At 32.9% G+C, this 23,175-nt stretch carries 24 protein-coding genes and 1 tRNA gene; 19 read left to right on the forward strand and 6 right to left on the reverse strand.

Going from position 1 to position 23,175, the window contains the following annotated elements; all coding sequences use genetic code 11:
• The first annotated feature begins 132 nt into the window (after positions 1–132).
• From HDR40_RS07005 to hpt, 3 genes are all read left to right on the forward strand, one after another.
• Positions 133–783 (forward strand): nitroreductase, encoded by a 651-nt coding sequence (locus tag HDR40_RS07005; protein WP_290627801.1) that lies wholly within the window; start codon positions 133–135, stop codon positions 781–783.
• Between the two features lie 272 nt (positions 784–1,055).
• A complete protein-coding gene (locus tag HDR40_RS07010; RefSeq protein ID WP_290627803.1) occupies positions 1,056–2,417 on the forward strand; it encodes a hemolysin family protein in 1,362 nt (453 codons plus the stop codon).
• A 94-nt stretch (positions 2,418–2,511) separates the two neighbouring features.
• On the forward strand, positions 2,512–3,081 hold the full coding sequence (hpt, locus tag HDR40_RS07015; protein WP_290627805.1) for a hypoxanthine phosphoribosyltransferase: 570 nt from the start codon (positions 2,512–2,514) through the stop codon (positions 3,079–3,081).
• A 110-nt stretch (positions 3,082–3,191) separates the two neighbouring features.
• Here the strand turns inward: hpt and HDR40_RS07020 are convergent, their stop codons facing one another.
• Positions 3,192–4,505 (reverse strand): amino acid permease, encoded by a 1,314-nt coding sequence (locus tag HDR40_RS07020; RefSeq protein ID WP_290627807.1) that lies wholly within the window; start codon positions 4,503–4,505, stop codon positions 3,192–3,194.
• 114 nt (positions 4,506–4,619) lie between these two features.
• Here HDR40_RS07020 and HDR40_RS07025 point away from each other — a divergent pair, with 114 nt between their 5' ends.
• From HDR40_RS07025 to HDR40_RS07050, 6 genes are all read left to right on the forward strand, one after another.
• A complete protein-coding gene (locus HDR40_RS07025) occupies positions 4,620–5,351 on the forward strand; it encodes a GH25 family lysozyme (RefSeq protein ID WP_290628047.1) in 732 nt (243 codons plus the stop codon).
• A gap of 14 nt (positions 5,352–5,365) precedes the next feature.
• Positions 5,366–6,601: a DEAD/DEAH box helicase gene (locus tag HDR40_RS07030; RefSeq protein WP_290627808.1), complete on the forward strand. Its 1,236-nt coding sequence runs from the start codon at positions 5,366–5,368 to the stop codon at positions 6,599–6,601.
• Positions 6,601–7,932 carry a PTS transporter subunit EIIC gene (locus HDR40_RS07035; RefSeq protein ID WP_290627809.1) on the forward strand — a complete coding sequence of 444 codons (1,332 nt, stop codon included), beginning with the start codon at positions 6,601–6,603 and terminating at the stop codon, positions 7,930–7,932. The genes HDR40_RS07030 and HDR40_RS07035 overlap by 1 nt, the downstream gene beginning before the upstream one ends.
• A 51-nt stretch (positions 7,933–7,983) precedes the next feature.
• A tRNA-Arg gene (locus tag HDR40_RS07040) sits at positions 7,984–8,056 on the forward strand.
• Between the two features lie 146 nt (positions 8,057–8,202).
• Complete coding sequence (wecB, locus tag HDR40_RS07045; RefSeq protein WP_290627811.1) at positions 8,203–9,342, forward strand: UDP-N-acetylglucosamine 2-epimerase (non-hydrolyzing); 1,140 nt, start codon at positions 8,203–8,205, stop codon at positions 9,340–9,342.
• Positions 9,343–9,357: 15 nt separating this feature from the next.
• Positions 9,358–10,050 (forward strand): DUF4097 family beta strand repeat-containing protein, encoded by a 693-nt coding sequence (locus HDR40_RS07050; protein WP_290627813.1) that lies wholly within the window; start codon positions 9,358–9,360, stop codon positions 10,048–10,050.
• A gap of 18 nt (positions 10,051–10,068) precedes the next feature.
• Here HDR40_RS07050 and HDR40_RS07055 read toward each other — a convergent pair whose 3' ends face one another.
• Together HDR40_RS07055 and HDR40_RS07060 are read right to left on the reverse strand one after the other, a co-directional pair.
• Positions 10,069–10,584 (reverse strand): GtrA family protein, encoded by a 516-nt coding sequence (locus tag HDR40_RS07055; RefSeq protein ID WP_290627815.1) that lies wholly within the window; start codon positions 10,582–10,584, stop codon positions 10,069–10,071.
• On the reverse strand, positions 10,577–11,023 hold the full coding sequence (locus tag HDR40_RS07060) for a flavodoxin (protein WP_290628049.1): 447 nt from the start codon (positions 11,021–11,023) through the stop codon (positions 10,577–10,579). The genes HDR40_RS07055 and HDR40_RS07060 overlap by 8 nt, the downstream gene beginning before the upstream one ends.
• Before the next feature lie 145 nt (positions 11,024–11,168).
• On the opposite strand from HDR40_RS07060, the gene map reads away from it, so the two are divergent.
• The 3 genes from map (at position 11,169) to galU (ending at position 13,917) form a co-directional block, all read left to right on the forward strand.
• Entirely contained in the window at positions 11,169–11,990 is an 822-nt protein-coding gene (gene map, locus HDR40_RS07065; RefSeq protein ID WP_290627817.1) for a type I methionyl aminopeptidase, read from the forward strand.
• 9 nt (positions 11,991–11,999) lie between these two features.
• Positions 12,000–12,920 carry a YihY/virulence factor BrkB family protein gene (locus tag HDR40_RS07070; RefSeq protein ID WP_290627819.1) on the forward strand — a complete coding sequence of 307 codons (921 nt, stop codon included), beginning with the start codon at positions 12,000–12,002 and terminating at the stop codon, positions 12,918–12,920.
• Between the two features lie 85 nt (positions 12,921–13,005).
• On the forward strand, positions 13,006–13,917 hold the full coding sequence (gene galU / locus HDR40_RS07075) for a UTP--glucose-1-phosphate uridylyltransferase GalU (protein ID WP_290627821.1): 912 nt from the start codon (positions 13,006–13,008) through the stop codon (positions 13,915–13,917).
• Between the two features lie 50 nt (positions 13,918–13,967).
• Here galU and HDR40_RS07080 read toward each other — a convergent pair whose 3' ends face one another.
• Complete coding sequence (locus HDR40_RS07080) at positions 13,968–14,261, reverse strand: hypothetical protein (RefSeq protein WP_290627823.1); 294 nt, start codon at positions 14,259–14,261, stop codon at positions 13,968–13,970.
• 77 nt (positions 14,262–14,338) lie between these two features.
• Here HDR40_RS07080 and HDR40_RS07085 point away from each other — a divergent pair, with 77 nt between their 5' ends.
• The 4 genes from HDR40_RS07085 to HDR40_RS07100 all read left to right on the forward strand — a co-directional run bounded on the left by HDR40_RS07085 (position 14,339) and on the right by HDR40_RS07100 (position 18,947).
• Positions 14,339–15,286, forward strand: coding sequence for an alpha/beta hydrolase (locus HDR40_RS07085; RefSeq protein ID WP_290627825.1), 948 nt, complete (start codon positions 14,339–14,341; stop codon positions 15,284–15,286).
• Between the two features lie 118 nt (positions 15,287–15,404).
• Positions 15,405–16,568, forward strand: coding sequence for a thiolase family protein (locus HDR40_RS07090; protein WP_290627827.1), 1,164 nt, complete (start codon positions 15,405–15,407; stop codon positions 16,566–16,568).
• Positions 16,568–17,797, forward strand: coding sequence for a hydroxymethylglutaryl-CoA reductase, degradative (locus tag HDR40_RS07095; protein ID WP_290627829.1), 1,230 nt, complete (start codon positions 16,568–16,570; stop codon positions 17,795–17,797). The genes HDR40_RS07090 and HDR40_RS07095 overlap by 1 nt, the downstream gene beginning before the upstream one ends.
• Positions 17,781–18,947 (forward strand): hydroxymethylglutaryl-CoA synthase, encoded by a 1,167-nt coding sequence (locus tag HDR40_RS07100; RefSeq protein WP_290627831.1) that lies wholly within the window; start codon positions 17,781–17,783, stop codon positions 18,945–18,947. The genes HDR40_RS07095 and HDR40_RS07100 overlap by 17 nt, the downstream gene beginning before the upstream one ends.
• Positions 18,948–19,240: 293 nt before the next feature.
• Here HDR40_RS07100 and rlmD read toward each other — a convergent pair whose 3' ends face one another.
• On the reverse strand, positions 19,241–20,620 hold the full coding sequence (rlmD, locus tag HDR40_RS07105; RefSeq protein WP_290627833.1) for a 23S rRNA (uracil(1939)-C(5))-methyltransferase RlmD: 1,380 nt from the start codon (positions 20,618–20,620) through the stop codon (positions 19,241–19,243).
• Positions 20,621–20,740: 120 nt separating this feature from the next.
• Between rlmD and recX the strand changes: the two genes are divergently transcribed.
• From recX to HDR40_RS07120, 3 genes are read left to right on the forward strand one after another with little or no spacing between them, the layout of a single operon-like run.
• Positions 20,741–21,556 (forward strand): recombination regulator RecX, encoded by an 816-nt coding sequence (recX, locus tag HDR40_RS07110; RefSeq protein ID WP_290627835.1) that lies wholly within the window; start codon positions 20,741–20,743, stop codon positions 21,554–21,556.
• A gap of 45 nt (positions 21,557–21,601) precedes the next feature.
• A complete protein-coding gene (locus tag HDR40_RS07115) occupies positions 21,602–22,204 on the forward strand; it encodes a DUF402 domain-containing protein (RefSeq protein ID WP_290627837.1) in 603 nt (200 codons plus the stop codon).
• Positions 22,164–22,649, forward strand: coding sequence for a hypothetical protein (locus tag HDR40_RS07120; RefSeq protein ID WP_290627839.1), 486 nt, complete (start codon positions 22,164–22,166; stop codon positions 22,647–22,649). The genes HDR40_RS07115 and HDR40_RS07120 overlap by 41 nt, the downstream gene beginning before the upstream one ends.
• Here HDR40_RS07120 and HDR40_RS07125 read toward each other — a convergent pair whose 3' ends face one another.
• Positions 22,650–23,111, reverse strand: coding sequence for a hypothetical protein (locus tag HDR40_RS07125; RefSeq protein ID WP_290627841.1), 462 nt, complete (start codon positions 23,109–23,111; stop codon positions 22,650–22,652).
• Between the last annotated feature and the right edge of the window lie 64 nt (positions 23,112–23,175).

Raw genomic sequence — 23,175 nt, forward strand, 5'->3', positions numbered from 1 at the left:
GAAAGAGACAAGGAAAATAAATTATTCTTTGTCTTTTTTTGATGTAGGTTAGATTAACTGGTAAAATGATGTTATATTATTAAAAATTGGATAAATGTAATTAATTATTAGGGATTGAGTGGAGACGATAATATGGATTTTAAGGATACTCTTGATCAAGAAAGAGCTACTAGAAGATTTACTGATGAAGAAATCACTGAAGAGGAAATTAGAGCAATAATTACTGATGCCCAACGCTCACCATCACTTTTAAATTCACAACCATGGCGCGTATATGTAGTCCAGGGTGAAGCTGTTAAAAAGATTAGAGCAGAGTTCAAAAAAATGATTGAAGCTGGCGAACAACCTCGTGAAGATTTTTCAAAGATAATGAATGTCGAGTGGGATACATTCCCAAGTAAAAATATGGCTACAATGAGTGATACATTGAATTATTTTTTACGTGGAGAATTAGAACAGTTTTCTGAAGCACAAGTAAATCTTTTTAATGCACCAACTCTGGTATTTATGACTATTCCTAAAAAGTCTCCAGCATGGTCAATCTTTGACTTAGGTTCTTTTTCTCAAACTTTAATGCTTTCGGCACAATCACGTGGAATTAATACTATGCCAGCCCATGCAATTGTTAAATTCCCAGATGTTATTAGAAAGTATGTCCCAATTCCTGATGAAGAATCCATTGGGATGGGAATAGGTTTAGGCTATCGCGATAAAAAGGCCTCTATTAATGGTTATCGTGCTAAACGTTTACCAGTAGATTCTATCTTAACAATTACTAAATAATTTTTAAGGAGAGATATTGCTCTCCTTTTTTTAATGAAGGTAAGGATTGCTAAAGTTATAGGTAAATTATTAGTGCAAGAAAATAATTAGAGATTAATGTTTTGTTAGTCTCTTTTTTAGTCATGAATAAAAAAGAAAAGTATAATTAAATTAGTCAAATTTTATAAAAATTAAGTGAATTCTTGATTTATCTAGAGTTAGAACCTGTTTTTTGCGTAAGAAATGCTAAAATATAGGTGGATTATTTTATATATATAAAAAGGTGAAATCAATTGTCTTCGAAAGATATAACTACTAATTTAATAATTATTGTTATTACTTTTGCAATTGCGATATTCTTTGTAGTTGCAGAGTTTGCATTGGTTCAAACAAGGGCTAGCCAGCTTGAAGATATGGAGGCCAATGGTCAAGGAAATCCTAAAAAGTTAAAACGTGCCTTGCATATGATTCATAACCTAAATGAATCCTTGTCCACCACACAAGTAGGAACAACTTTAGTTGGTGTTATTTTAGGTTGGGTTGGTCAAGGTACTATTGAACAATTGCTAACTAATTTATTTGGTATGACACATCTTTTAGGTGAAAAAACTAGCGGATTTTTAGGGGCAACAGTTGGTGTTATTCTTTTAACTTATCTAGAGGTTGTTGTTACAGAAATTGTTCCTAAAAATGTGGCTATTGATATGCCAGTAAAATGTTTAATGGCTGTTGTAAATCCATTAACAGCGTTCCATACGATTGTATACCCATTTGTTTGGTTGCTTAACCATAGTGCTAATGGCTTGCTTCATTTAATGGGGATGCAATCAGCTGATGAAGAAAATGAAGTATACTCTCAATCAGAAATTTTACGGTTATCAAGAAATGCCGTAACTGGTGGATCATTGGATAAAGATGATCTGCTTTATATGGAACGTGCTTTTGAGTTAAACGATAAAGTTGCTAAAGACATCATGACTGATAGAACGCAATTAGAGGTTCTTAATTATAAGGATGATGTAAAGACGGCACTTAAAAAGTACATTCAAGATGGTTTTAGTAGATTTCCTGTTGTTCGAGATAACAATAAAGACGATGTGGTTGGTTATGTCTATGCTTATGATATTGTTTCTCAAGCTCAAGAAAATCCCAATGTACCAATTACAAGAATTATCAGGGCAATTATTACTGTTCCGGAGTCAATGCTTATTCAAGATATTTTGAAATTAATGATTAAAAAACATACTCCGATTGTATTGGTTGTAGATGAGTACGGTGGTACTAGCGGGATAGTAACTGATAAAGATATTTATGAAGAACTTTTTGGTTCAATTAAAGATGAAATTGATGATGTTTCAGATGAATATATCGTTAAAGATGATCATGGTCAAATTCATGTTTCAGGTAAAACTACTCTTTATGATTTTGAACGGTATTTCCACAAAAAGATTAAGAGTTTTGAAGATAGTGATATTATCACTATTGGTGGCTATATGATGGAACATTATCCAAATTTAGAAAAGGATCAATCAGTAGAGTTTGAAGGTTTTAAATTCAAGCTAGTAAACCTTGAGCAGGGATTTATGCGTTGGTTCTTGGTTTCTGAAATTCCGAATGAAAAAGAAGAAAAAACTACAGAAGATAATAAAAAGTAGCAAAAAGCACCCGTAAGCGGTGCTTTTTTGTGTAACAAAATGTTATAATTCTACTATCGGTTAAAGCTTTTTATAGGAATACAGGGGAATAAATATGACTAAAAGTGACAATATTACAGACATTATTGACCATGTTTTATACAGTCAAGAAGATATTCAAGCAATGTGTAAACGTTTGGGTAAACAATTAACTGAAGACTATGCTGGTAAAAACCCCATTGTTATTGGTGTTTTAAAAGGTGCTGTCTTTTTTATGACTGATCTTGTGAGAGAAATGGACGTTGTGATGCAAAATGACTTCATGGACGTTTCTAGTTATGGAGATGGCTTTGAATCTACTGGTAAAGTAAGATTAGACATTGATGTTCAAGCTGATGTCAAGGGACGTGATGTCCTATTGGTAGAGGATATTGTTGATACTGGTCATACTTTGAAATTTATGGAAGATTTATTGACTAAACGTGGTGCTAAGAGCGTTAAATGCTGTGCTTTACTTAATAAGACTGCTCGTCGAGTTGATGATGTAACAGTTGATTATTATGGTGCTAATGTTGAAAATGAATTTGTAGTGGGTTATGGCTTGGATTATTTAAATAAGTATCGTAATATTCCTTATATTGGTGTGTTGAAGCAAGAAGTTATTGATTCTAATTCTAATAAATAATTGAATTAAAAAGATAGGAAATCAAATTTGAAATCCTATCTTTTCTTTTATAATATTACAAGCTGGTGAAAACTTGGCAACTGATTGACAAGCTGAAACCGGCTTTTTAATTAATTCTCTGTTTTTAGTTTATATTTCATGTAGTAGTAAACTGGTAATCCAATAAGTGTTAACCCAATTCCCGTCATTGATAACCAAAATTCATTAATAATAGTTGAAATAATAATAAAGAGACCGCCACCGATTGAAATTATAGGTACAATTGGATACCAGGGAACAATATATGGACGCTGAAGTTTAGGTTCGCGCAATCGAAGAATAATAACAGCAATTGAAATAAGTGTTGTAAAAGTCCACATAACAAATACTAGCATATTAGTTAATAAATCAAATGTTCCTAATAGAATCATTACTAGGGACACCACTAAAATAATTAATGCACTAACAGTAGGAACTCCTGTATTAACGTTAACTTTACCAATTTTATTAGAGAAAGGTAGCATTTTTTCTTTAGCCAGTGTATAAGGAATTCGCATCCCTGTGAGCATAAAACCATTAATTGCTCCGTAAACTGAAATTAAGATACCAATTGTAACTAATTTACCTCCTAAATTACCGAATAATTTCAAAGAAGTAAGATAGGCAGTATTTTGGTTGCCAACAATTTCTTTAAAAGGCAGTACTGACATAAAGGTATAGTTAATTAATACATAAATTAAAGTAATTAGTGATAATCCTAAAATAATAGCACGAGATAAGTCTTTGTCTGGATGTTTTACTTCTCCTGCAAGATTAGTTACGTTAATCCAACCATCATAAGCAAATAAGGCTGCAAGTAGACCTCCACTAAAAGCACTCCAAAATGGTTGATTTGCGCCTGACTGAAGTGGTAAAAGTTGTACATGTATTTTTTCTTGATTGAATAGACCAAAGACAACAATTAAAGCGAGCGGAACTATCTTTAAGATTGTAGTAAAGGATTGCATCTTACTTGAAAATTTAGTGGAAATAAAATTTAATCCCATTAAAAATATAGCTAGAAATAATGCTACTGCTGTAGCATATTTAGTTGGCCAATTAAATAGTACTACAAATTGTTGACCAAAAATTACACTTAAAGCACCAATGTTAGCGGGAAAGTAGACTAACATTTGGGCCCAGCCAAATAAGAATCCCCATGTTTTTCCATAGGTATATTCGATATACTTGATACTGCCTCCAGTTACTGGAAGAGCAGCTGCAATTTCTGAGACGGTTAGTCCTGATGCAATCGAAACTATTCCTGCTATAATCCAGACAAAAATGGTAAGTGAAGTACTTTGAGTTTTTTGAGTAATTGTACCAATTTTAAAAAATACTCCGCCACCAATTACTGTTCCAATAACTGTTGCTAGTGCTTGAGTAAAACTAATCTGTCTTTTCATGAGTTCACCTTCTTCTTTCTTAACTAGTCACAAGATTAATTATACAATTAATACATTAAGTATAGCTGGTAAGATATTATATTCTTAGGCTAAAATATCCATTAGGAGGATTTTATTTTGCATCGCTATCGTCATAGGTATCATCATAAATATACATTACCATCGATTATTATTTTACTTGTTATTGCAGTTGCCGCTCTATTATTAAGCTTTTATAATTTACAAAAAACTACGAGTACTACTGTGCCGCGTGGATCTAACATGAGTGTTTTAGGAATTGAGTTAGATCAGACTAAAAATGATATCGATTTACAAAAGATACAAAAAAATGGCATTTCTTTTGTTTATTTACGTTCAACACAGGGTAAAACATACTTTGATGATAATTTCTTGCTTTATCGCGATCAATTGCAAGGAACTCGTTTATCATGGGGCTCGATTGTAACTTATAGTAATGAAAGTACAGCATTACAACAATATCGATATTTTATGAAAAAAGTTGGACAAAATAGTGGTAATCTTCCTGTAATGATTGTGCCAGCTGTTGAAAGTCAAAGTAAAAAATATTGGCAATCTATGGCAAATTTTGCTCAATATTTACAAGCAGCGGGTAAAAAAGTTTTAGTTGCCGATAACCACCATTGGCAAAAGTTATTTTTACCTCAGACACAATTTTTGTATACAGGTGCTAGTTTGAAAAATCGTAAGGATTATTCATTTTGGTGTTATACCCAAAATGGTCGAGTTAAGAATATTGATTATCTAAAAAAAGGCACGACAATGTTTGCCTTTATCGGAAGTATGTCAAGTTATCAACAATTATATGGTTCTAGTTTAACCCAATAAGAAAGAGAGAAAAAATGTATCCAAAACAAGTTCAACAAGTATTAGATAAAGAACAGAAAAATCATCCAACCTTAATTCAAGAAAAAACCTATGATGCTGTTGTCTCTGGGGCTAGTATTATTGGTTTAGCAAAGACGGGAACAGGTAAAACTTTGGCGTATGGATTGCCTACAATTGTTAGAACAGCAGAAATTAATGGCTTAGCGGTAATTTTAGAACCGACTACTGAATTAGCTGTTCAAACCCGTAATGCGCTTTTACCTTATGTAAAAGCAATGGGTTTACAGGCTATGGCATTAGTAGGTGCAGGTAATCGTAAACGTCAATTAGAACGATTAAGAAAAGAAAAGCCCCAAGTTTTAATTTGTACACCTGGACGTTTTTTTGACTTTTTATCAGAAAATAGAATTAAGTTCGATAAAATTACTTCTTTAGTAATTGACGAGGCTGATGACATTTTAGAATTTGCTAAGATAGATTTGCTTTCTTCATTAGGCCAAAATCTTGAGCCACAGGCTCAAATTCTTTTATTTGGTGCTTCTGAATCTTCAATTACGCAAGATTCAGAAAAATTATTTGATCGTAATTTTTTATTGATCGATGTTCGTCCTGATCAAAAATCAGTAGTAAAACATGAATTTCTACAAGTCTCTAATCAATATAAGATACAATTTTTACAAAGACTTGCTAAATTAGATAAGTTTAAAGGAATTTTATTTTTTGATTCTACAGAAACTGAAATGAAGTTTGCACGAATTTTTGCGCATAGCAAGACTCCATTTTCTGTGTTGAGTAGTCAAACTAATAAGCAAGAAAGAGAGAAGATTCTTAGTCAATTTAAAGCAGGTAGAAGTAAGCTTTTATTTGCAACAGATTTAGCAGCTCGTGGCTTGGATATTCCTGATGTGACTTATGTTATTAATTTTGAAATTCCTAGTGAAGTAAATACATACATGCATCGGAGTGGTCGTACAGGACGAATGAATAAAGAAGGGCAAGTTGTAACTTTGGGCGATGATCATGACTTTAGAAATTTGCGAAAGTTATTAGACGGTACTTATAAAGTAAGTCGTGTGTACTTTGCTGGTTACCATTTAACTAGTGAAAAGCCTGATAAATCAAAGCCTAAAACTGAAGAAAAACAAGAAGTAGCTACCTCTAAGCCAATTACTAAGCATAAAAAGAAGAGATGGCGTAATAAGAAAAATAAAGGCTATCATCCTCATAAAAGAAGAAAAGAAGGTAAGTAATGTCGCGACTTGTAAAATGGTTAGAAACGTATGTCCTACCCGTCGCTACTAAATTAGGCCAAATTCGTTGGCTAGTAGCCCTAAGAGATACATTTGTCTCGCTTTTGCCAATAACAATGGCTGGTTCTTTGGCAATGTTATTTAGTAGTTTAATTAAAGCTGCTAAAATCCAATTAGGCTGGAATAATTTTTATCATGTAATGAAGCCTTTACTATTGATGGACAATATTGTCTGGAATGGTACTTTTGCTTTATTTGCCATTTATTTTGCTATGTCTTGGGGCTATCATTTAGCTAAAACCTATGAAGTAAACCGTTTTGCTGGTTCAATCATTGCACTTGTTTCTTTTACGATGAGTATTAGTGACATGGTTAAGCTAAAAATAGATGGGGATGTCATTGATATTAAAAATGCAGTAGATACGAGTCAATTTTCTACTTCAGGATTATTTACGGCAATTATCTTTGGCTTGTTAGGAACTGTAATTTTTATTTTGGCATATCGGGCAAGATTAACCTTAAAATTTTCGACGAATAGTATGCCACATTCTGAGTGGGTAGCTTTTAGTACATTAATTCCATCATTGATTGCAGTTTTTGCGGTAGCTGCTCTTAATTGTCTTTTTCAAGAAGTGGCCGGTACTTACTTTGGTAATTGGCTTTTGACTAGTATTCAATCACCATTAGTAAGAATGGGACAAGGGTTTGGAGTTGTATTGCTGATTACATTTTTAGTTCAAATTTTTTGGTTTTTTGGTATAAATGGAATTGGTGTATTAACTCCGGTGATTGATTCTCTTTGGCTTACTCCAGAAAATATAAATGTAACAGCTGTCAGAAATGGGGGTACAGTCCCTTATATTTGGGTACGTGATTCATTTAGTGTATTTGCTTGGTTTGGTGGAGCAGGTGGTACTTTAGCTTTAGTTATTGCAATTTTAATTTTTTCAAAAAGGACAGATTTAAGAACTATTGCTAAAATGGCATTAGCGCCTGCTGTATTTAATATTAATGAACCAATTTTATTTGGATTACCGGTTGTCTTTAATCCGGTATATTTGATTCCCTTTGTTTTAGCACCTATGGTTAATGTTTCATTAGCATATTGGGTAACTAAAATGGGGTTAGTAAATCCTGTGCAAATTTTTGTTCCTGGGGTAATGCCTCCGTTTTTAAATTCATTTTTAGCATGTAATTATGATTGGCGGGCAATTGTCTTAACTCTAGTAAATATAGTGATTGCTTTGTTTATTTGGATGCCATTTGTTTTCGCTGCGGATAAAATTGCGCAAGATAATAATCAACGTAGTTTTTATATGAAACAATATTAGAAAAAATATTAGGTAAATGATTAGTTTTATGGTAAAGTTAAAACTGGTCATGACCCCGTAGTTCATCTGGATAGAACAATGGTCTCCTAAACCGTAGAGGTGAGTTCGAATCTCACCGGGGTCATAGTTAAGTTAAAGACTGCTAGTGCTTTAGCGCTAGCAGTCTTTTTATAATCTTACAAGTTGGTGAAAATTTGGTAATTTCTTCCCGATTATAGTTCATAATTTGACTATTTTAGGTTATAGTTAATTTAACAAATGGAGGTTTCTATGGACAAAATCAAGGTAATGACTGTTTTTGGTACACGACCAGAAGCGATTAAGATGGCACCACTTGTTTTAAAATTAAAAAATGATGATCGTTTTGAAGAAATTACTGTGGTTACTGCACAGCATCGTGAAATGCTTGACCAAGTATTAAAAATTTTTAAAATTAAACCCGACTATGACTTTGATATTATGCATAAAAATCAAACTTTAGAAGAAATCACCTCTAAAGTTATGATTGATTTGTCCAAAGTTATTAAGAAAGAAAAGCCTGATATTGTGTTAGTTCACGGTGATACTACAACTAGCTTTGCAGCAGGATTAGCTACTTTTTATCAACAAACAACATTGGGACATGTAGAAGCGGGTTTGCGGACGTGGGAGAAGTATTCACCTTTTCCTGAAGAAATGAACCGCCAAATGACGGATGATTTAGCAGATTTATATTTTGCTCCAACTGAATTAAGTAAGGCTAATTTAATTAAAGAAAACCATCCTGCGGACAATATTTTTGTAACTGGTAATACTGCAATTGATGCTTTGCAACAAACAGTACAAAAGGATTATCACCATGATGTACTTGATAAAATTACTCCAAGTAACCGTGTTATCTTGGTAACCATGCACCGTCGTGAAAACCAGGGCGAACCAATGGAACGCGTCTTCAAGGTAATGAAGCAAGTAGTGGATAATCATGATGATGTTGAAATCATCTACCCAGTGCATTTGTCACCAAGAGTGCAAGAAGTTGCTAAGCGTGTCTTAGGTGGCGATTCACGTATTCACTTGATTGATCCACTTGATGTGGTTGATTTTCATAATTTGGCCAAGCGGAGCTATTTCATTATGACTGATTCAGGTGGTGTCCAAGAAGAAGCACCAAGTCTTGGAAAACCAGTTCTTGTTTTACGAGATACTACTGAAAGACCAGAAGGTGTAGAAGCTGGTACTTTAAAATTAGTTGGTACTCAAGTTGATACAGTTAGAGAAGAAATGACACGTCTGCTTGAAGATCAAGCTGCTTATAATGCTATGGCTAATGCTAAGAACCCTTATGGTGATGGTCACGCTAGTGACAGAATTATGGATGCAATTGCTTATTACTTTGATAAAGAAAACTTGGATAAACCTCAAGATTTCTAGAATGGCGGAAGAAGAATGAAAAAAATAGTCCCCAAAATATTTTCTTTTTTAGGGATATTAGTGATTTTTACTTTAATTACTGGATGTAGTAAAAATGCTACTCAAAAAAGTTCAAAAGTAACTACTCAAAGTACTCCCAAGCAAGAATCAAAACATGTAACTAAGGTTTTAACAAGCAAAAAGTTTTCTAACTTAAAAATTATTAGTCAAAATATAGATATAGTACTTGAAACGGGTAAAAGTTATAAGGTAACTTATCAGGGCAAGAACACTACTATACCTATAGTTAAGCAAGGTAAGAGTAAGTTAACTGTTAACCAAGTTAAAGCTCAGCATTCCCTCGGTCTTATGCGTTTGCCGATGATTATCATAACTGTTCCTAAAAAAGCTAAATTAAATAAGGTAACAATAAATAATGGAAGTGCTGATGTAAGAATTAATAACTTGAATTTAAAGCGAGGGGTTATTTCGACAGATAGTGGGGATATTATTATTTCCAATAGTAAATCAGTTAATGGAATGAATTTAAAGTCAACTACAGGAAGCATTAAAGTTCGTAATACTAAATTCACTGGTTATAAATTGACGACTAATGATGGACAAATTCAAGTTAAAGATGAAGCTAGTGCAACGTCATATACAAAGAATGCAAAAAGTAAAAATGTTTTAGTTGCCAAATCCGGTTCAAAAGAAATTTGGGTAAATTAAAATCCTAGGCTAAGAAGCTTAGGATTTTTTTTTATTATCAAAATGACTTTTTAATTTTTCTGCGAATTTACTACTCGTATCTGAAAAAATCGACTTAGTAGTAAGATAGTTGAAAATACCAACAAGAATTTGATCTAGTATTTTTACAAATAATGTATTCCAATGAAGCCAAGAAAGGCCAATTAACATAATTAAGTTATCTGGAATTAGACTTATAATACGATAAACAAAGAATAGTCCTAATTGATAGAGGGTGCCATGTTTTTTATCAACATTTTCAATAAAAACTCCATGTTTGTTAAAAAAGAACGAGGCTAAATTAGAAATAATAAAGGCTACCGTATTTGCATAAATTAAAGGTATCTTCCACCAATTATGAAAAATCATAAAAGTTACGATATTAATCAAAGCAGCCAAAAAGCCAAAAATTGTATAAGCATAAAAACTTCTGTGTCTGGCTACTAATCGTGAACCTAACTTTCGTAATTGTGCTTTTGTGACTTTTTGATTGTCTCTTTGATGTTTTTTAGTCATTGAATGCCTCAATCATTTGCGTCGCTGCTTGATCAATTAATACAATATCATCATCATCTACTGCATTTTCAATTTTTACTGGGTCAGCAACTTCGATTGCACCGCAATTTTTGAATGCTTTTTCAAAATCATCAACATTTTCACAATAATGTTCTTTATAAGTTTTATCTCCTGATCCCATTACTGCAAACTTTTTACCAGTAAGATTTAGTCCGATTAATTGGTCATAAAAATCTTTTAATTCGTCAGTCATTACCCCTTCACCGTAGGTGTAAGTAACCATAATGCAGAGGTCACTGTCTAAGTAGTTACTAGCATCTGCAAAACTTACATCAGTTGATTCCACATCAAAACCGGCATCTTGAAGATTTTCTTCCAAGATGTCAGCCATATCTTCGTTATTGCCAGTCATGCTAGCAAAAACAATTTGTGCTTTCATTTGAATTGCTTCTTTCATTCATTATTTTTTCTATTATTATACTAAAGCATTCTAAGATTGTGTAAACAGAAGAAGAAAATCTTTTAAAAAAGCTTTATAATAGAGAAGATAATTTTAATTCTAAAAATAAAGGAGAATTATTAAATTGATTACAATCAAATCCAAGCGTGAATTAGAAGGTATGCAAAAGTCAGGACGTTTACTAGCTTCTATGTTTGAAGGCTTACGTGACGTTATTAAGCCAGGTATTTCTACTTGGGAAATTGAAAAATTTGCTCAAAAGTTTGTTAAGAGTCGTGGTGGGCGCTTATCTGAACAAGGTTTTGAAGGTTACAAGTATGGTACTTGTATTTCTGTGAACGATGAAATTGCTCACGCCATTCCTAGAAAGAATAAAATTTTGCAAGAAGGCGATTTAGTTAGTGTTGACGTAACTTGCAACTTAGATGGTTATGAAACTGATTCATGTACTACTTATGCAGTAGGTAAAATTTCTGAAGAAGATCAAAAACTATTAGACGTTACTGAAAAAGCAATGTACATGGGGATTGACCAAGCTGTAGTAGGTAATCGTATTGGAGATATCGGTAGTGTTATTCAAAATTATGTTGAAGATGAAAATGGTTTTGGTGACGTTCGTGAATTAGTAGGACATGGTATTCAGCCTACTATCCATGAAGATCCAGAAGTTCCTCACTATGGTAAGGCTGGTCATGGTTTACGTTTACGCGAAGGGATGACTATTACTGTTGAACCAATGGTTGAAGCTGGAGGGGATTGGAGAATTACCCAGCATACTGTTTCTGATCCTAATGATGATTGGATTTACTACGCAACTCCAGATGGTTCTAAGGCGGCTCAATTTGAACATACATTTGCAATTACTAAGGATGGTCCTAAGATTTTTACTTTACAAGAACCTTATGATGGCTTAGAAAAATACATCCCTCACTTTGATGAAGAATAATTAATTATTATGAAGCATGTATTCTCTGAGATGAGAGCTCAGATAAATCCTTTTATAAAAGGTTTTTCAAAAGCAGTCTCAAGTGGAGAAATTACCCAGCACTCAATTATTATTGCTTATTATGTGCTATTTAGTATATTTCCAATCATTATTATTGTTGGAAATATTTTGCCTTTATTCCAAATTGATACTGGACCAATTGCTGATTATTTAAGTTTAATTTTACCTAGTCAGGTATCACAATTTTTAATGCCAATGATCAGTAGTTTGTTGAGTAAACATTCAGGTGGCATTTTGTCGTTTGGTATTATTGTAGCGATTTGGTCTTTTTCTGGCTTGATCAACTCTGTTAGAATTGCAATGAATAAAATTTATGGTGTTCATTTACAAGAAAAGCATGAACCTTGGTGGAATGCAATTGTAAGTCGGATACTTACATTAGCGATCACGGCTTTAATGATTTTTTTGTGGACCCTGTTAACTTTAGTTTTAACTTTTGGACGTCAAATAGTAGAATTTTTAGCGCCAATTTTTCAATTACATTTAGATTGGATCTATAAAATTGAGAGTTATAAATGGCCATTAATTATTACAATGATGCTAATTGTTAATATATATTTAAATTATTTTTTGCCAAATATTAGTGGTGTTAAGCGAGTTGTTTTTCCAGGGGCAATTTGGACTACAATAGGTTGGAGTGCATTATCTTATTTCTTTGGTTTATATTTAAAATCCTTTGGTACAAAGTGGCAAAACTATGGTATCGTTGGAACTTTTATTGTATTTATGCTCTGGATGAATATTAGTTCACTTATTTTTTTAATTGGTATTTGTATTAATTCTAGCCTAAACACAATTAAATATGGAACAGCCCATTATACTAAGGCATCGGTATTATCGGCATTACGTCAAAGGCAAAGAAATAAATAATATATTAAGAATGACTTAAGGTGTTCTTTTTGATAATATAAAAGTTAAGGGAAGATTTTATTTTTTGAGGAAAGAGATAAAGATAATGAAAGTAAGAAAAGCAGTTATTCCTGCTGCAGGTTTAGGTACAAGATTTTTACCTGCTACTAAGGCCATGCCTAAAGAAATGTTACCTATTGTTGATAAGCCAACTATTCAATTTATAGTTGAAGAGGCTAAAAAGTCTGGTATCGAAGATATTTTAATTGTTACTGGTAAAAATAAACGTTCGATTGAAGATCATTTTGATGCTAATCCTGAATTGGAACAAGACTTGGAAGAAAAGCATAAGAATAAGTTATTAAAGTTAACTCAATCAATTACAGACTTGGGTGTTAACTTATACTATACTCGTCAACCCCATCCAGCAGGTTTGGGAGATGCAATTTCTCGTGCCCGTAGTTTTGTTGGTAATGAACCATTTGTTGTTATGCTTGGTGATGACTTAATGGTTGACAAAACTCCATTGACAAAACAATTAATTAATCGCTATGATAAGACTCATGCATCAACTATTGCGGTTATGCAAGTGCCACATGAAGAAGTTTCTAAGTATGGTGTAATTAAGCCAGCTGGTGAAATTGAACCAGGTTTAATTAATGTTGAATCATTTGTTGAAAAACCAGCAGTTGAAGATGCTCCTAGTGACTTAGCTATTATTGGTCGTTACTTACTTACTCCAGAAATTTTTGATATTTTAGCAAGTCAAAAACCTGGTCGTGGTGGCGAAATTCAATTAACTGATGCAATTGATACTATGAACAAAACTCAACGAGTTTTTGCTCATGAATTTAAGGGTGCACGTCATGATGTAGGTAACAAGGAAGGTTATCTTGAAACATCAATTGAATATGGTCTTACCCACCCAGAAACAAAGGATGAATTGCGTCAATATATCATTAATTTAGGGCAACAATTATCTCAAGAAGATATTAAAAACAAAAAACAAAATAAATAATTGAGTTTTAGCTCAAAAAAGAGAGACATTTGTCTCTCTTTTTTTCTGCTTCATAGCAAGTAAATTATATTTTTGCTTAAATCGATTTGAATACCATAGATAGTACTTTTTTCTTTTTTGTAATCAATTAACAAATTAATGTTAGTTTGATGAATATGGTGAAGAATTTTTTGAATATCAGCTAATGTTTTTGCATAGCTATTTTTAGTTTCAAAGATACATTCTTGACCAGAAATGGTAGCTTTGGTAATTGGATAAGATTTTCCTTTTTTGGATGGGCGATAATAAAGAGAATAATTGGGATTTAAATCTTTAGTTAATTGTAAGAATAAATTTAATTGCATATCTATAAAAATAATGTTGAATACTATAAAAAATAGAATTAATATAGTTATTATACTTTATAAAAAGAAGGATAATAATGTTCAAAAAACATAAAAAAGCTTGGATAATAATTATATCTATTATAGCAGTTGTAGGGGCAATTTTTGTTGGGGCAGGCATGTACTTTTACAATGTAGCAATTGTTCCAGGACAAAAGAGTTTTCTTAGCCAGAAAAAGAATTTAACAAAAACTGATCCACTCTATGCACAAACTAAATGGTATCAAAACGTTAAAAAACAAAAATGGACTATGACATCTGCTGATGATAATTTGAAACTTGATGCAAATTATATACCAGCTGGTCATTCGAAAAAGACTGTCATCATCTTACATGGTTATATGAATAATAAAGATACTATGGGACCATATGCAGCCATGTTTCATCAATTAGGTTATAATACTTTACTGCCAGATGCGCGCGGTCATGGTGATAGTCAAGGAAATTATGTTGGTTATGGGTGGCGTGAAAAAGTTGACGTTAGAAAATGGGTCCAAAAGGTTATTCAACATAATGGGAAAGATAGTAAAATTGTGATTTTTGGCGTTAGCATGGGTGGAGCAACCACAATGATGACTAGTGGGCTTAAACTACCAAGTCAAGTAAAGGCATTTGTTGAAGATTGTGGTTATACAAATGCTAAAGCAGAGATTGAACACGAAGCACAAGATTTATACAATATGCCAGCATTTCCAAGATTTCCATTAGTAGAAATTTTAAGTGGTATTACACGTGTGCGTGCAGGATATTTCTTAGGAGATGCAAGTTCAGTTAAGCAATTAGCTAAAAATAAGCGACCAATGATGTTTATTCATGGCTCGGAAGACACATTTGTGCCAACTTCAATGGTTTATGAAAACTATAAGGCTACTAAAGGGCCGAAAGAGCTTTGGATTGTTAAGGGGGCTAAACATGCTAAGTCATTTCAAACTAATCCTAAAGAATATCAAAAGAAAATTGGCCAATTTTTGAATAAATATGTTTAGAAAATGTCAGCGTGAGCTGGCATTTTTTGCTTTTTTTTTTAATATAGAGTTGAAAAAGTGTTTTCTGTTTGTGTTTCAGGTATTATTTTATTAAAGACTAAGTTTAAGGAAGTAAAAAATGAAAAATATTTATGTTGTTGGAGCTAAAAGAACTCCATTTGGTAAATATCGTGGATTTTTCAAGGACAAGTCTGCAGTCGACTTGGGTGTTATAGCATTAAAGGGATTGCTGGCTGAAAGTAAGGTGTCCCCAGACCAAATCGATGGAGTCTTAATTGGAAATGTTTTGAGTGCAGGCTTGGGTCAAAATATTGCACGCCAAATTGCCTTAGGAGCTGGCTTACCTGAAAAGATTGTTGCTAGTGTAGTTGATGATGTATGTGGTTCTAGTTTAAAGGCATTACGGTTTGCGCAGGGACAAATGGAAATGAATGACTTAGGGCTTGCTGTAGTTGGTGGTACAGAAAGTATGACCAATGCACCATTACTTTTAGATAAAAGTGAAAAGCATAGTGATAATCAACATTTCCGTGATAGTTTACAAATTGATGGAATTGGGGATGCATATTCACAAAAGCCAATGGGATTAACTGCTGAAAATGTTGCTACTAAGTATAAAGTAACACGCAAAGAAATGGATGAATTTGCCTACAAGTCTCATGAAAAAGCTTATGCGGCAGTAAAAAATAACTGGTTTGAAAAAGAAATTATTCCAGTTACAATTGCTGGCCAAACTTTATCTACAGATGAGTCCATTCGTCCTGATACTAGTGTTGAAGCTCTAAGTAACTTAAAACCTGTTTTTAAAGAAGACGGACTTGTTACTGCAGGTAATTCTTCCCCATTAAATGATGGAGCAAGTATGCTTTTGATTGCTACGGAAGAAAAAGTAGAAGAGTTAAATTTACAACCACTTGCTCGTTTAGGAGATTTTAGTGAAGTAGGGTTTGATCCAGCTTACATGGGTTATGCACCTTACTTTGCAATTAAGAAGCTTTTGGAAAAGCGTAATACAACTATTGATGATTATGACTTAGTGGAAATTAATGAAGCTTTTGCAGCTCAGGCTTATGCAGTAGCACGTGATTTAAATATCCCTCAGTCTAAATTGAATATCGCTGGTGGTGCAATTAGTCTAGGACATCCGCTAGGAGCAACTGGTTCACGTTTAGTAATGGGTGCAATCAATAGTTTAGAAAAAATTAATGGTAAACGGGCAATTGTATCATTATGTATTGGTGGTGGACAGGCAATTGCTTATGAAATTGAGCGGAATTTCTAATGAAGTTTTATAAATTAACTCCGCAACAACGTCGAGAAGTCTTAGCTGAAGAAAATATTAATTTAGCAGATATTAATGAAAAAGAATTGGCTAAATTAAATAATCTTAGTGAAAATGTAGTTGGTCAGGTTAGTTTACCTCTAGGAGTAGTTGAAAATTTAATTGTTAATGGAAAAAGTTATTGGGTCCCAATGTCTGTTGAAGAACCATCAGTAGTGGCGGCTGCTAATCATGGAGCTAGTATTTTTGCTCAAAATAGTGGTGTAGTGGCTGATAGTCAGCGAGATGGCATCTATGGTCAGATTGTTTTAAGGGTAAATAATAGTTTTTCACTTAATGAATTAAATGACAATTTTTCTGAATATATTGCTTTAGCTAATAATGAATTTGCTAGTTTAGTCCATCATGGTGGTGGTGTGAGAAGTATTGAAGCTAGTCAAAAAGAAAATTTAGTATATTTAAAAGTTCTAGTTGATCCGGCGGAAGCAATGGGAGCTAATAAGACTAATAGTATCTTAGAGTTTTTAAGTCAAAAAATGACTAAGTTAGCAGGTGTAGAAGAAAAATTATTTGCAATTCTGTCTAACTATCCTAGCCAATTAACAACAGCTAAAGTTAAATTATCTGTTGATACGATTGGTGGCCTTGAAGTGGCTAAAAAAATCGCTTTACTGGCAAAGATTGGTTATGATGATCCTTATAGAGCTGCTACGAATAATAAAGGTATTATGAATGGGGTAGACAGTGTACTGATTGCTACAGGAAATGATTACCGTGGTGTTGAAGCAGCTACAGCTGTTTTAGCTAGCCAATCAGGACAGTATCGTAGTTTAAGTTCTTGGAAAGTGGAGGGAAGTTATTTACTTGGTAAATTAACTTTACCTTTAGCTATTGGTACTGTTGGTGGATCAATTTCTGTAAGGGAAGATATCCAACAAAGCTTTTCAATTTTAAAAAATGTTAATAGTACCGAATTAGCTAATATTATAACTGCAATTGGACTAGCTAATAATTTCGCAGCTTTACTGGCAATTTCTACTAAGGGTATTCAAGCTGGCCACATGAAGTTACAGGCTAGAAATATTGTTGCAACTTTAAACGCTACGGATATCGAGCGAGAAAAAGTTTTGACTGAAATGATTACTAGCAAGGAATTTTCTCAAAGCAGTGCCCAAGAGCTATTATTAAAATTAAGAAAAGAAGAGGAATATAATGAGTATCGGAATTGATAAGATAGGATTTTTTACGCCAAATAAGTATGTAGATATGGTTGACTTAGCTCATGCAAGAAATCAGGATCCTAATAAGTTCTTAATCGGTATCGGTCAAACTACAATGAGTGTAGCTGATAAGACTCAAGATGCAGTATCCATGGGAATTAATGCAACTTTGCGTTATTTGGATGAAATTGATAAAGATAAAGTTGGTTTATTAATTTTTGGTACTGAAAGTAGTGTTGATCAATCTAAGTCAGCATCACTTTTTGTAAAAAATGCATTAAAACTACCTCCTAGTATGCGTGCATTTGAAGTAAAAGAAGCTTGCTTTGGTTTGACTGCTGGTTTAATGATGGCACGTGATTTTGTTCGCGCTCATCCAGATAAAACCGCAATTGTAATTGGTAGTGATATTGCACGGTACGGTATTAATACTGCTGGAGAAGTTACTCAGGGTGCGGGGAGTATTAGTTTGCTTGTTAAGAGTAACCCAAGTATTTTAGAATTAAATGATGGTCATAGTGACTACAGTGAAGATATTAATGATTTTTGGCGACCTAATAATTCTAAGTTAGCTAAAGTGGATGGTAAATATTCTACGCAAGTATATTTAGATTTCTTTACCAAGACTTTTGAAGATTATAAAAAGCAAAAGGGCCTTGATAATCAAGACTTTACAGCAATTACTTATCATATGCCTTTCACTAAGATGGCACTTAAGGCTAATCGTATTGCTGTTGAAAATCAAAATGAAGAAACTAGTCAGCGCTTAATGAATAAGTTTGAAGCTGCAAAAAAATGGAGTAGTTTGGTAGGAAATATTTATACTGGATCTTTATACTTAAGTTTATTAAGTTTACTTGAAAATGGTAATCTTCAAGCTGGTGATCTTGTAGGATTATTTTCTTATGGTTCGGGCGCAATGGCTGAATTTTACTCAGGCAATGTTGTTGATGGTTATGAGAAGCAATTAGATAAAATCAATGATGAAGCTTTAATTAATAACCGACAAAAACTCTCAATTAATGAATATGAAAAAATTTTTACTGAAGCATTGGAAGATCCAGAAGATGGTGTAGAATTTTCTAGTGATGAAAAAACTGGCACTTGGTACTTTGCAGGTGTTAAAAATGATATTCGACAATATAGAGAAGTGCAATAATTTTGAAATCGTTTTCAAATACTGATATAATAAGAAGTGTGGATGAGGTAATATATAATTAATTTTTATCTCCAGATCGTAGTATTTTAAAGACAGATTCTTTTAGTAAATCAATAGTCGTTATTCAATTCACAATGATAAGTGATGTTGATTATGCTGTAAGCTGTTTTTGAGCTTCTCTTTGCTTACAGCGCTAGATAGTTAAATTACCTTAACCACCCGCGCAGACTGACTGTTCTAGTCAGTCTGTTTTTATTTATAAAAAAAGCAACTCAATTGAGTTGCTTTTAAAACTATTTATCTTTTCTTAAAACAAGCTTTGCGATACCTTCCCAACGTGGAGTTTGAGGCATCATATCTACTGGTTTAATTACCCGAACGTCATATGCTTCACTAAGTAAAATCAGATCTTTTGCTAGGGTTGAAGGATTACATGAGATATAAACAAAAGTTTCTGGTTTAACTTCAAGAAGTGTCTTAATTAGTTTCTTGTTTAAACCGGTTCTTGGAGGATCAACAATAACAGCATCAATTGGTACACCTTGTTTTTTAAGGTCAGGTAGTACTTTTTCGACATTACCCTGAATATATTCTGCATTCTTAATATGATTTAATTCCGTATTATGTTGTGCATCAGTTACTGCTTCAGGGATGCTCTCGATTCCGATAACTTGATGAGCACGGTCACTTGCTAAAATACCTAAAGTTCCAACACCACTATAAGCATCAATTAGGACCTGATCTGGAGTTAAATCAAGATATTTTAATGCTTCGCTATAAAGGTTTGTGGTTTGTTTAGGATTTAATTGGAAGAAAGCGCGAGGAGAAAGCTTAAATTTTTTGCCTAAGATTTCTTCAGTAATTTCGTTTTTACCAAATAGCTTAGTTGTTTTATTACCCCAAACTTGTGGATTATTCCATTGAGTTTCATTTTGAAAAACGCTAACTACATTAGGAAGTTTCATAATTTCTTTAGCTAAAGGAATTAGATTTTTTATTTTTTTACCAATTGTAATTAAAGTTACTTGAATTTCCTTAGTAGAAAAGGATTCTCTTACTACAATTGTTTTAATACCATCAGATTTTCTACGATAGTTTGCAACAGGAACTCTAAATTTAGAAATTAACTTTTTAATATCCCGCTCAGTTTTTTGCGTAGCTTTAGATTGGGTAGGCATTTCTGGTAAATCTATCAAATCACGTGAATTTGGTGCGTATAAACCAAGCTTACTTTTGCCCTTCAAAAATTCAATTTGGTATTGTGCCTTATTGCGGTAGTGCCATTCTTCTGGGGCTGGGAGAGTATTTTTAACTTTAATTTTTTGGTAGTTACGTGGATGAAATTTACGCAAGGATTCTAGTATCAAATGTTTTTTAAATTCAAGTTGTTTAGGATAAGATAAGTGAGCGAGTTCTAATCCACCTACGCGAGGGTCAACACCTTTTGGAAAAGTAACTCGGTCGGGAGATTTTTCTTTAATTCTTACTAATTCTCCTTCAAGATAGTGTGGGAAGCGTTTAGTAATTTTAGCTACTACAACTTCATCAGGTAAAGCACCAGGAATAAAAATAATTTTCTTTTTGTAATAGCCAATGCCTTCACCATTGATGCCTAAACGTTTAATAGTAACAATGATGTCTTTTTCAGTTTTATTTTTTGTAAATTTTGTCAAAATTAAGTCCTCATTTCGATTAAACCTAAAAAAAGTGTCACAATTATCATAAGCGCTATTTATTTTTAGCACAAGCAAATTAATTACGTATTTATTATTATAAAGAAAAGAGGGATACAATTGTCAGTAATTACTAAGGTTACAACCCAAAAAAGAAAAGGGTACTATAATATTTACTTAGATGGAGAGTTTGCGTTTGGGGTTAGTGAAAGAACTTTAGCAAATTTTCGTTTATTGCCCGGTAATGAATTAACTACAGAACAGATTAGAGAAATAAAGAACTTTGAATCAGATGCTAAGGCTGTTGAGATAGCAATAAATTATTTGAGTTATCAACCTCGTAGTATTTATGAAGTTTTACGGTACTTAAAAAAGCATGAAGTTAGTGAGATAGCTGCTCAAAATGCAATTACTCAACTTACTGATTTAGGGTACTTGGATGATAAAAAATTTGTTGAACTTTTTATTAAAAATAATATTCGAGTTGGCAAGGATGGTCCTAGAACTTTAGAGAGAAAACTTGCTCAAAAAGGTGTTGACTCTCAAATTATTATGCAAAGCTTAGCTGAGGTTGAAATAGAGGAGTGGCAAGATCCTGGCTTACGAGTGGTCCATTCGCTTGTATATCAGTCTGGTAAACTTTCTTTAAAGGAAATTAAACGTAAGGCAAAGACAAAATTAATGAGCCATGGTTTTATGGGTGAAATTGCAGATATGATAATTGAAAATCTGAACTTGTCTGAAGATGAAGATGAACAACTTGAAGCTTTAAGAACGCAAGGTATTAAAGCTTATCGTCGGTATCGGAATCAGGATGATTTTTCGAGAAGACAAAAAGTGCGACGCTATCTTTTACAACATGGCTTCTCTAGTGATGAAGTTAATTCTTTCTTAAATGGTGACGTGTGTGATTTAGAAGAACTTAATGATTATTAATAAGCTGTTATAATAATAGTGATGTTTTTGTGAGAAGGTGATTATTTGATAGCACCAAAGGAAGGCGACTATATTGCTATTAAAAGTTATAAACATAATGGCACGCTACACCGCACATGGCGCGACACAATGGTTGTTAAAACTGAGCAAAATATTTTGATTGGTGTTAATGATCGTACTTTAATCACTGAAAGTGATGGACGTAAGTGGTATAGTCGTGAACCAGCGATTGTTTATTTTCATACTAAATATTGGTTTAATGTCATTGTAATGATGCGACCAGATGGAATTGCATATTATAGTAATTTAGCGAGTCCTTTTGTTTTAGATAGAGAAGCTTTGAAGTATATTGATTATGATTTAGATATTAAAGTTTTTCCTGATGGTGAAAAAAGGCTGCTAGATGTGGATGAATATGCGATGCATAAAAAGTATTGGCAGTATGGTGAAAAAATAGATACGATTTTACGCTATTCTAGTTTAGAATTATTAAAGTGGATTGATAATAAAACTGGACCTTTTGCCGATAATTTTGCCAAAATATGGTATGAACGGTACAATCAACTTCGTCCAGATGAAAAATATGGTTATTTTAAAGGAAGAGAAAATGAAGAAAGAAATTATTTCAGCAAAGAACGTGATCGGTAAGATTTTTATGCCTAGTCAAATTGATGAAAGAAGAACATTTGCTGCTTCGGTACAAGCAACGGAAAATGACCCAAAGTTTAAAAAGTTTATTGAAAAAAATGGTTATACTAATGATCGTGCAGGCTTAATTGTTTTTGGTGAAGGTACTTTCATGTTTGTTTATGGTGTTCTAACTGATGCTAATGTAGCTGCTCCTACTGGTTTAAATCGATATCAACTACCAGAAGCTGAGGTTGCAGAGGTTGAAACTGATAATATGGGACTGATTTACTTTAGTCAACCGGTCAATATCACTGTACCAACATTTTTAGATAAATTGACCAAAGAAAATGTAACTATTTATGAAAATATGGGTGATAGTGAAACACCATATATTTTATCTGATTTGAATTTATCTACAAAAAAACTGACTCAAATTTATTACATTAGAGCCAGTAAAAATTAATTAGTGTTGTTGTGGGTCAATTGAAAGATTGTCGTATTCTAGGTAGGCACCAATGCATGTGGAAATGAGCATTACTAGTAATGTCCAACCAACGGCTGTGCCGACAATAATTTTTAGTGATAAAAATTGTCTTACTAAAATTGTTGCAACTGTGCATAGAATAAAATCTAATATAAAATTTCCTACTAGAAATAGTTTACGTCGTCTGATACTAAAAAAACGAAGTAATTGTTTAAAAAAACTGTAAGGGATTTGTTCCGAGAGTAAATCTAGCGGTCTTTGAATAGTTGCTTTAATAGCAAACATAATTAAAGCTCCTACGAAGGCTCCTACTAGGGTACGCCATACATTGCTTGAATGGCGTACTAGCGCATTATAGCAAATACCAACGATTGTTAAACTACAAAGATAGGGAATTAAAAGTAAAAAGATAAAAACTAAATAGATTCGTTCTCTTTTCATAATTTGACCTCATTTCTTGCTTTTTATTCTATCATAGAAAGCATAGCGACAGAATTGAATAATA

Source organism: Lactobacillus sp. (assembly GCF_014803895.1).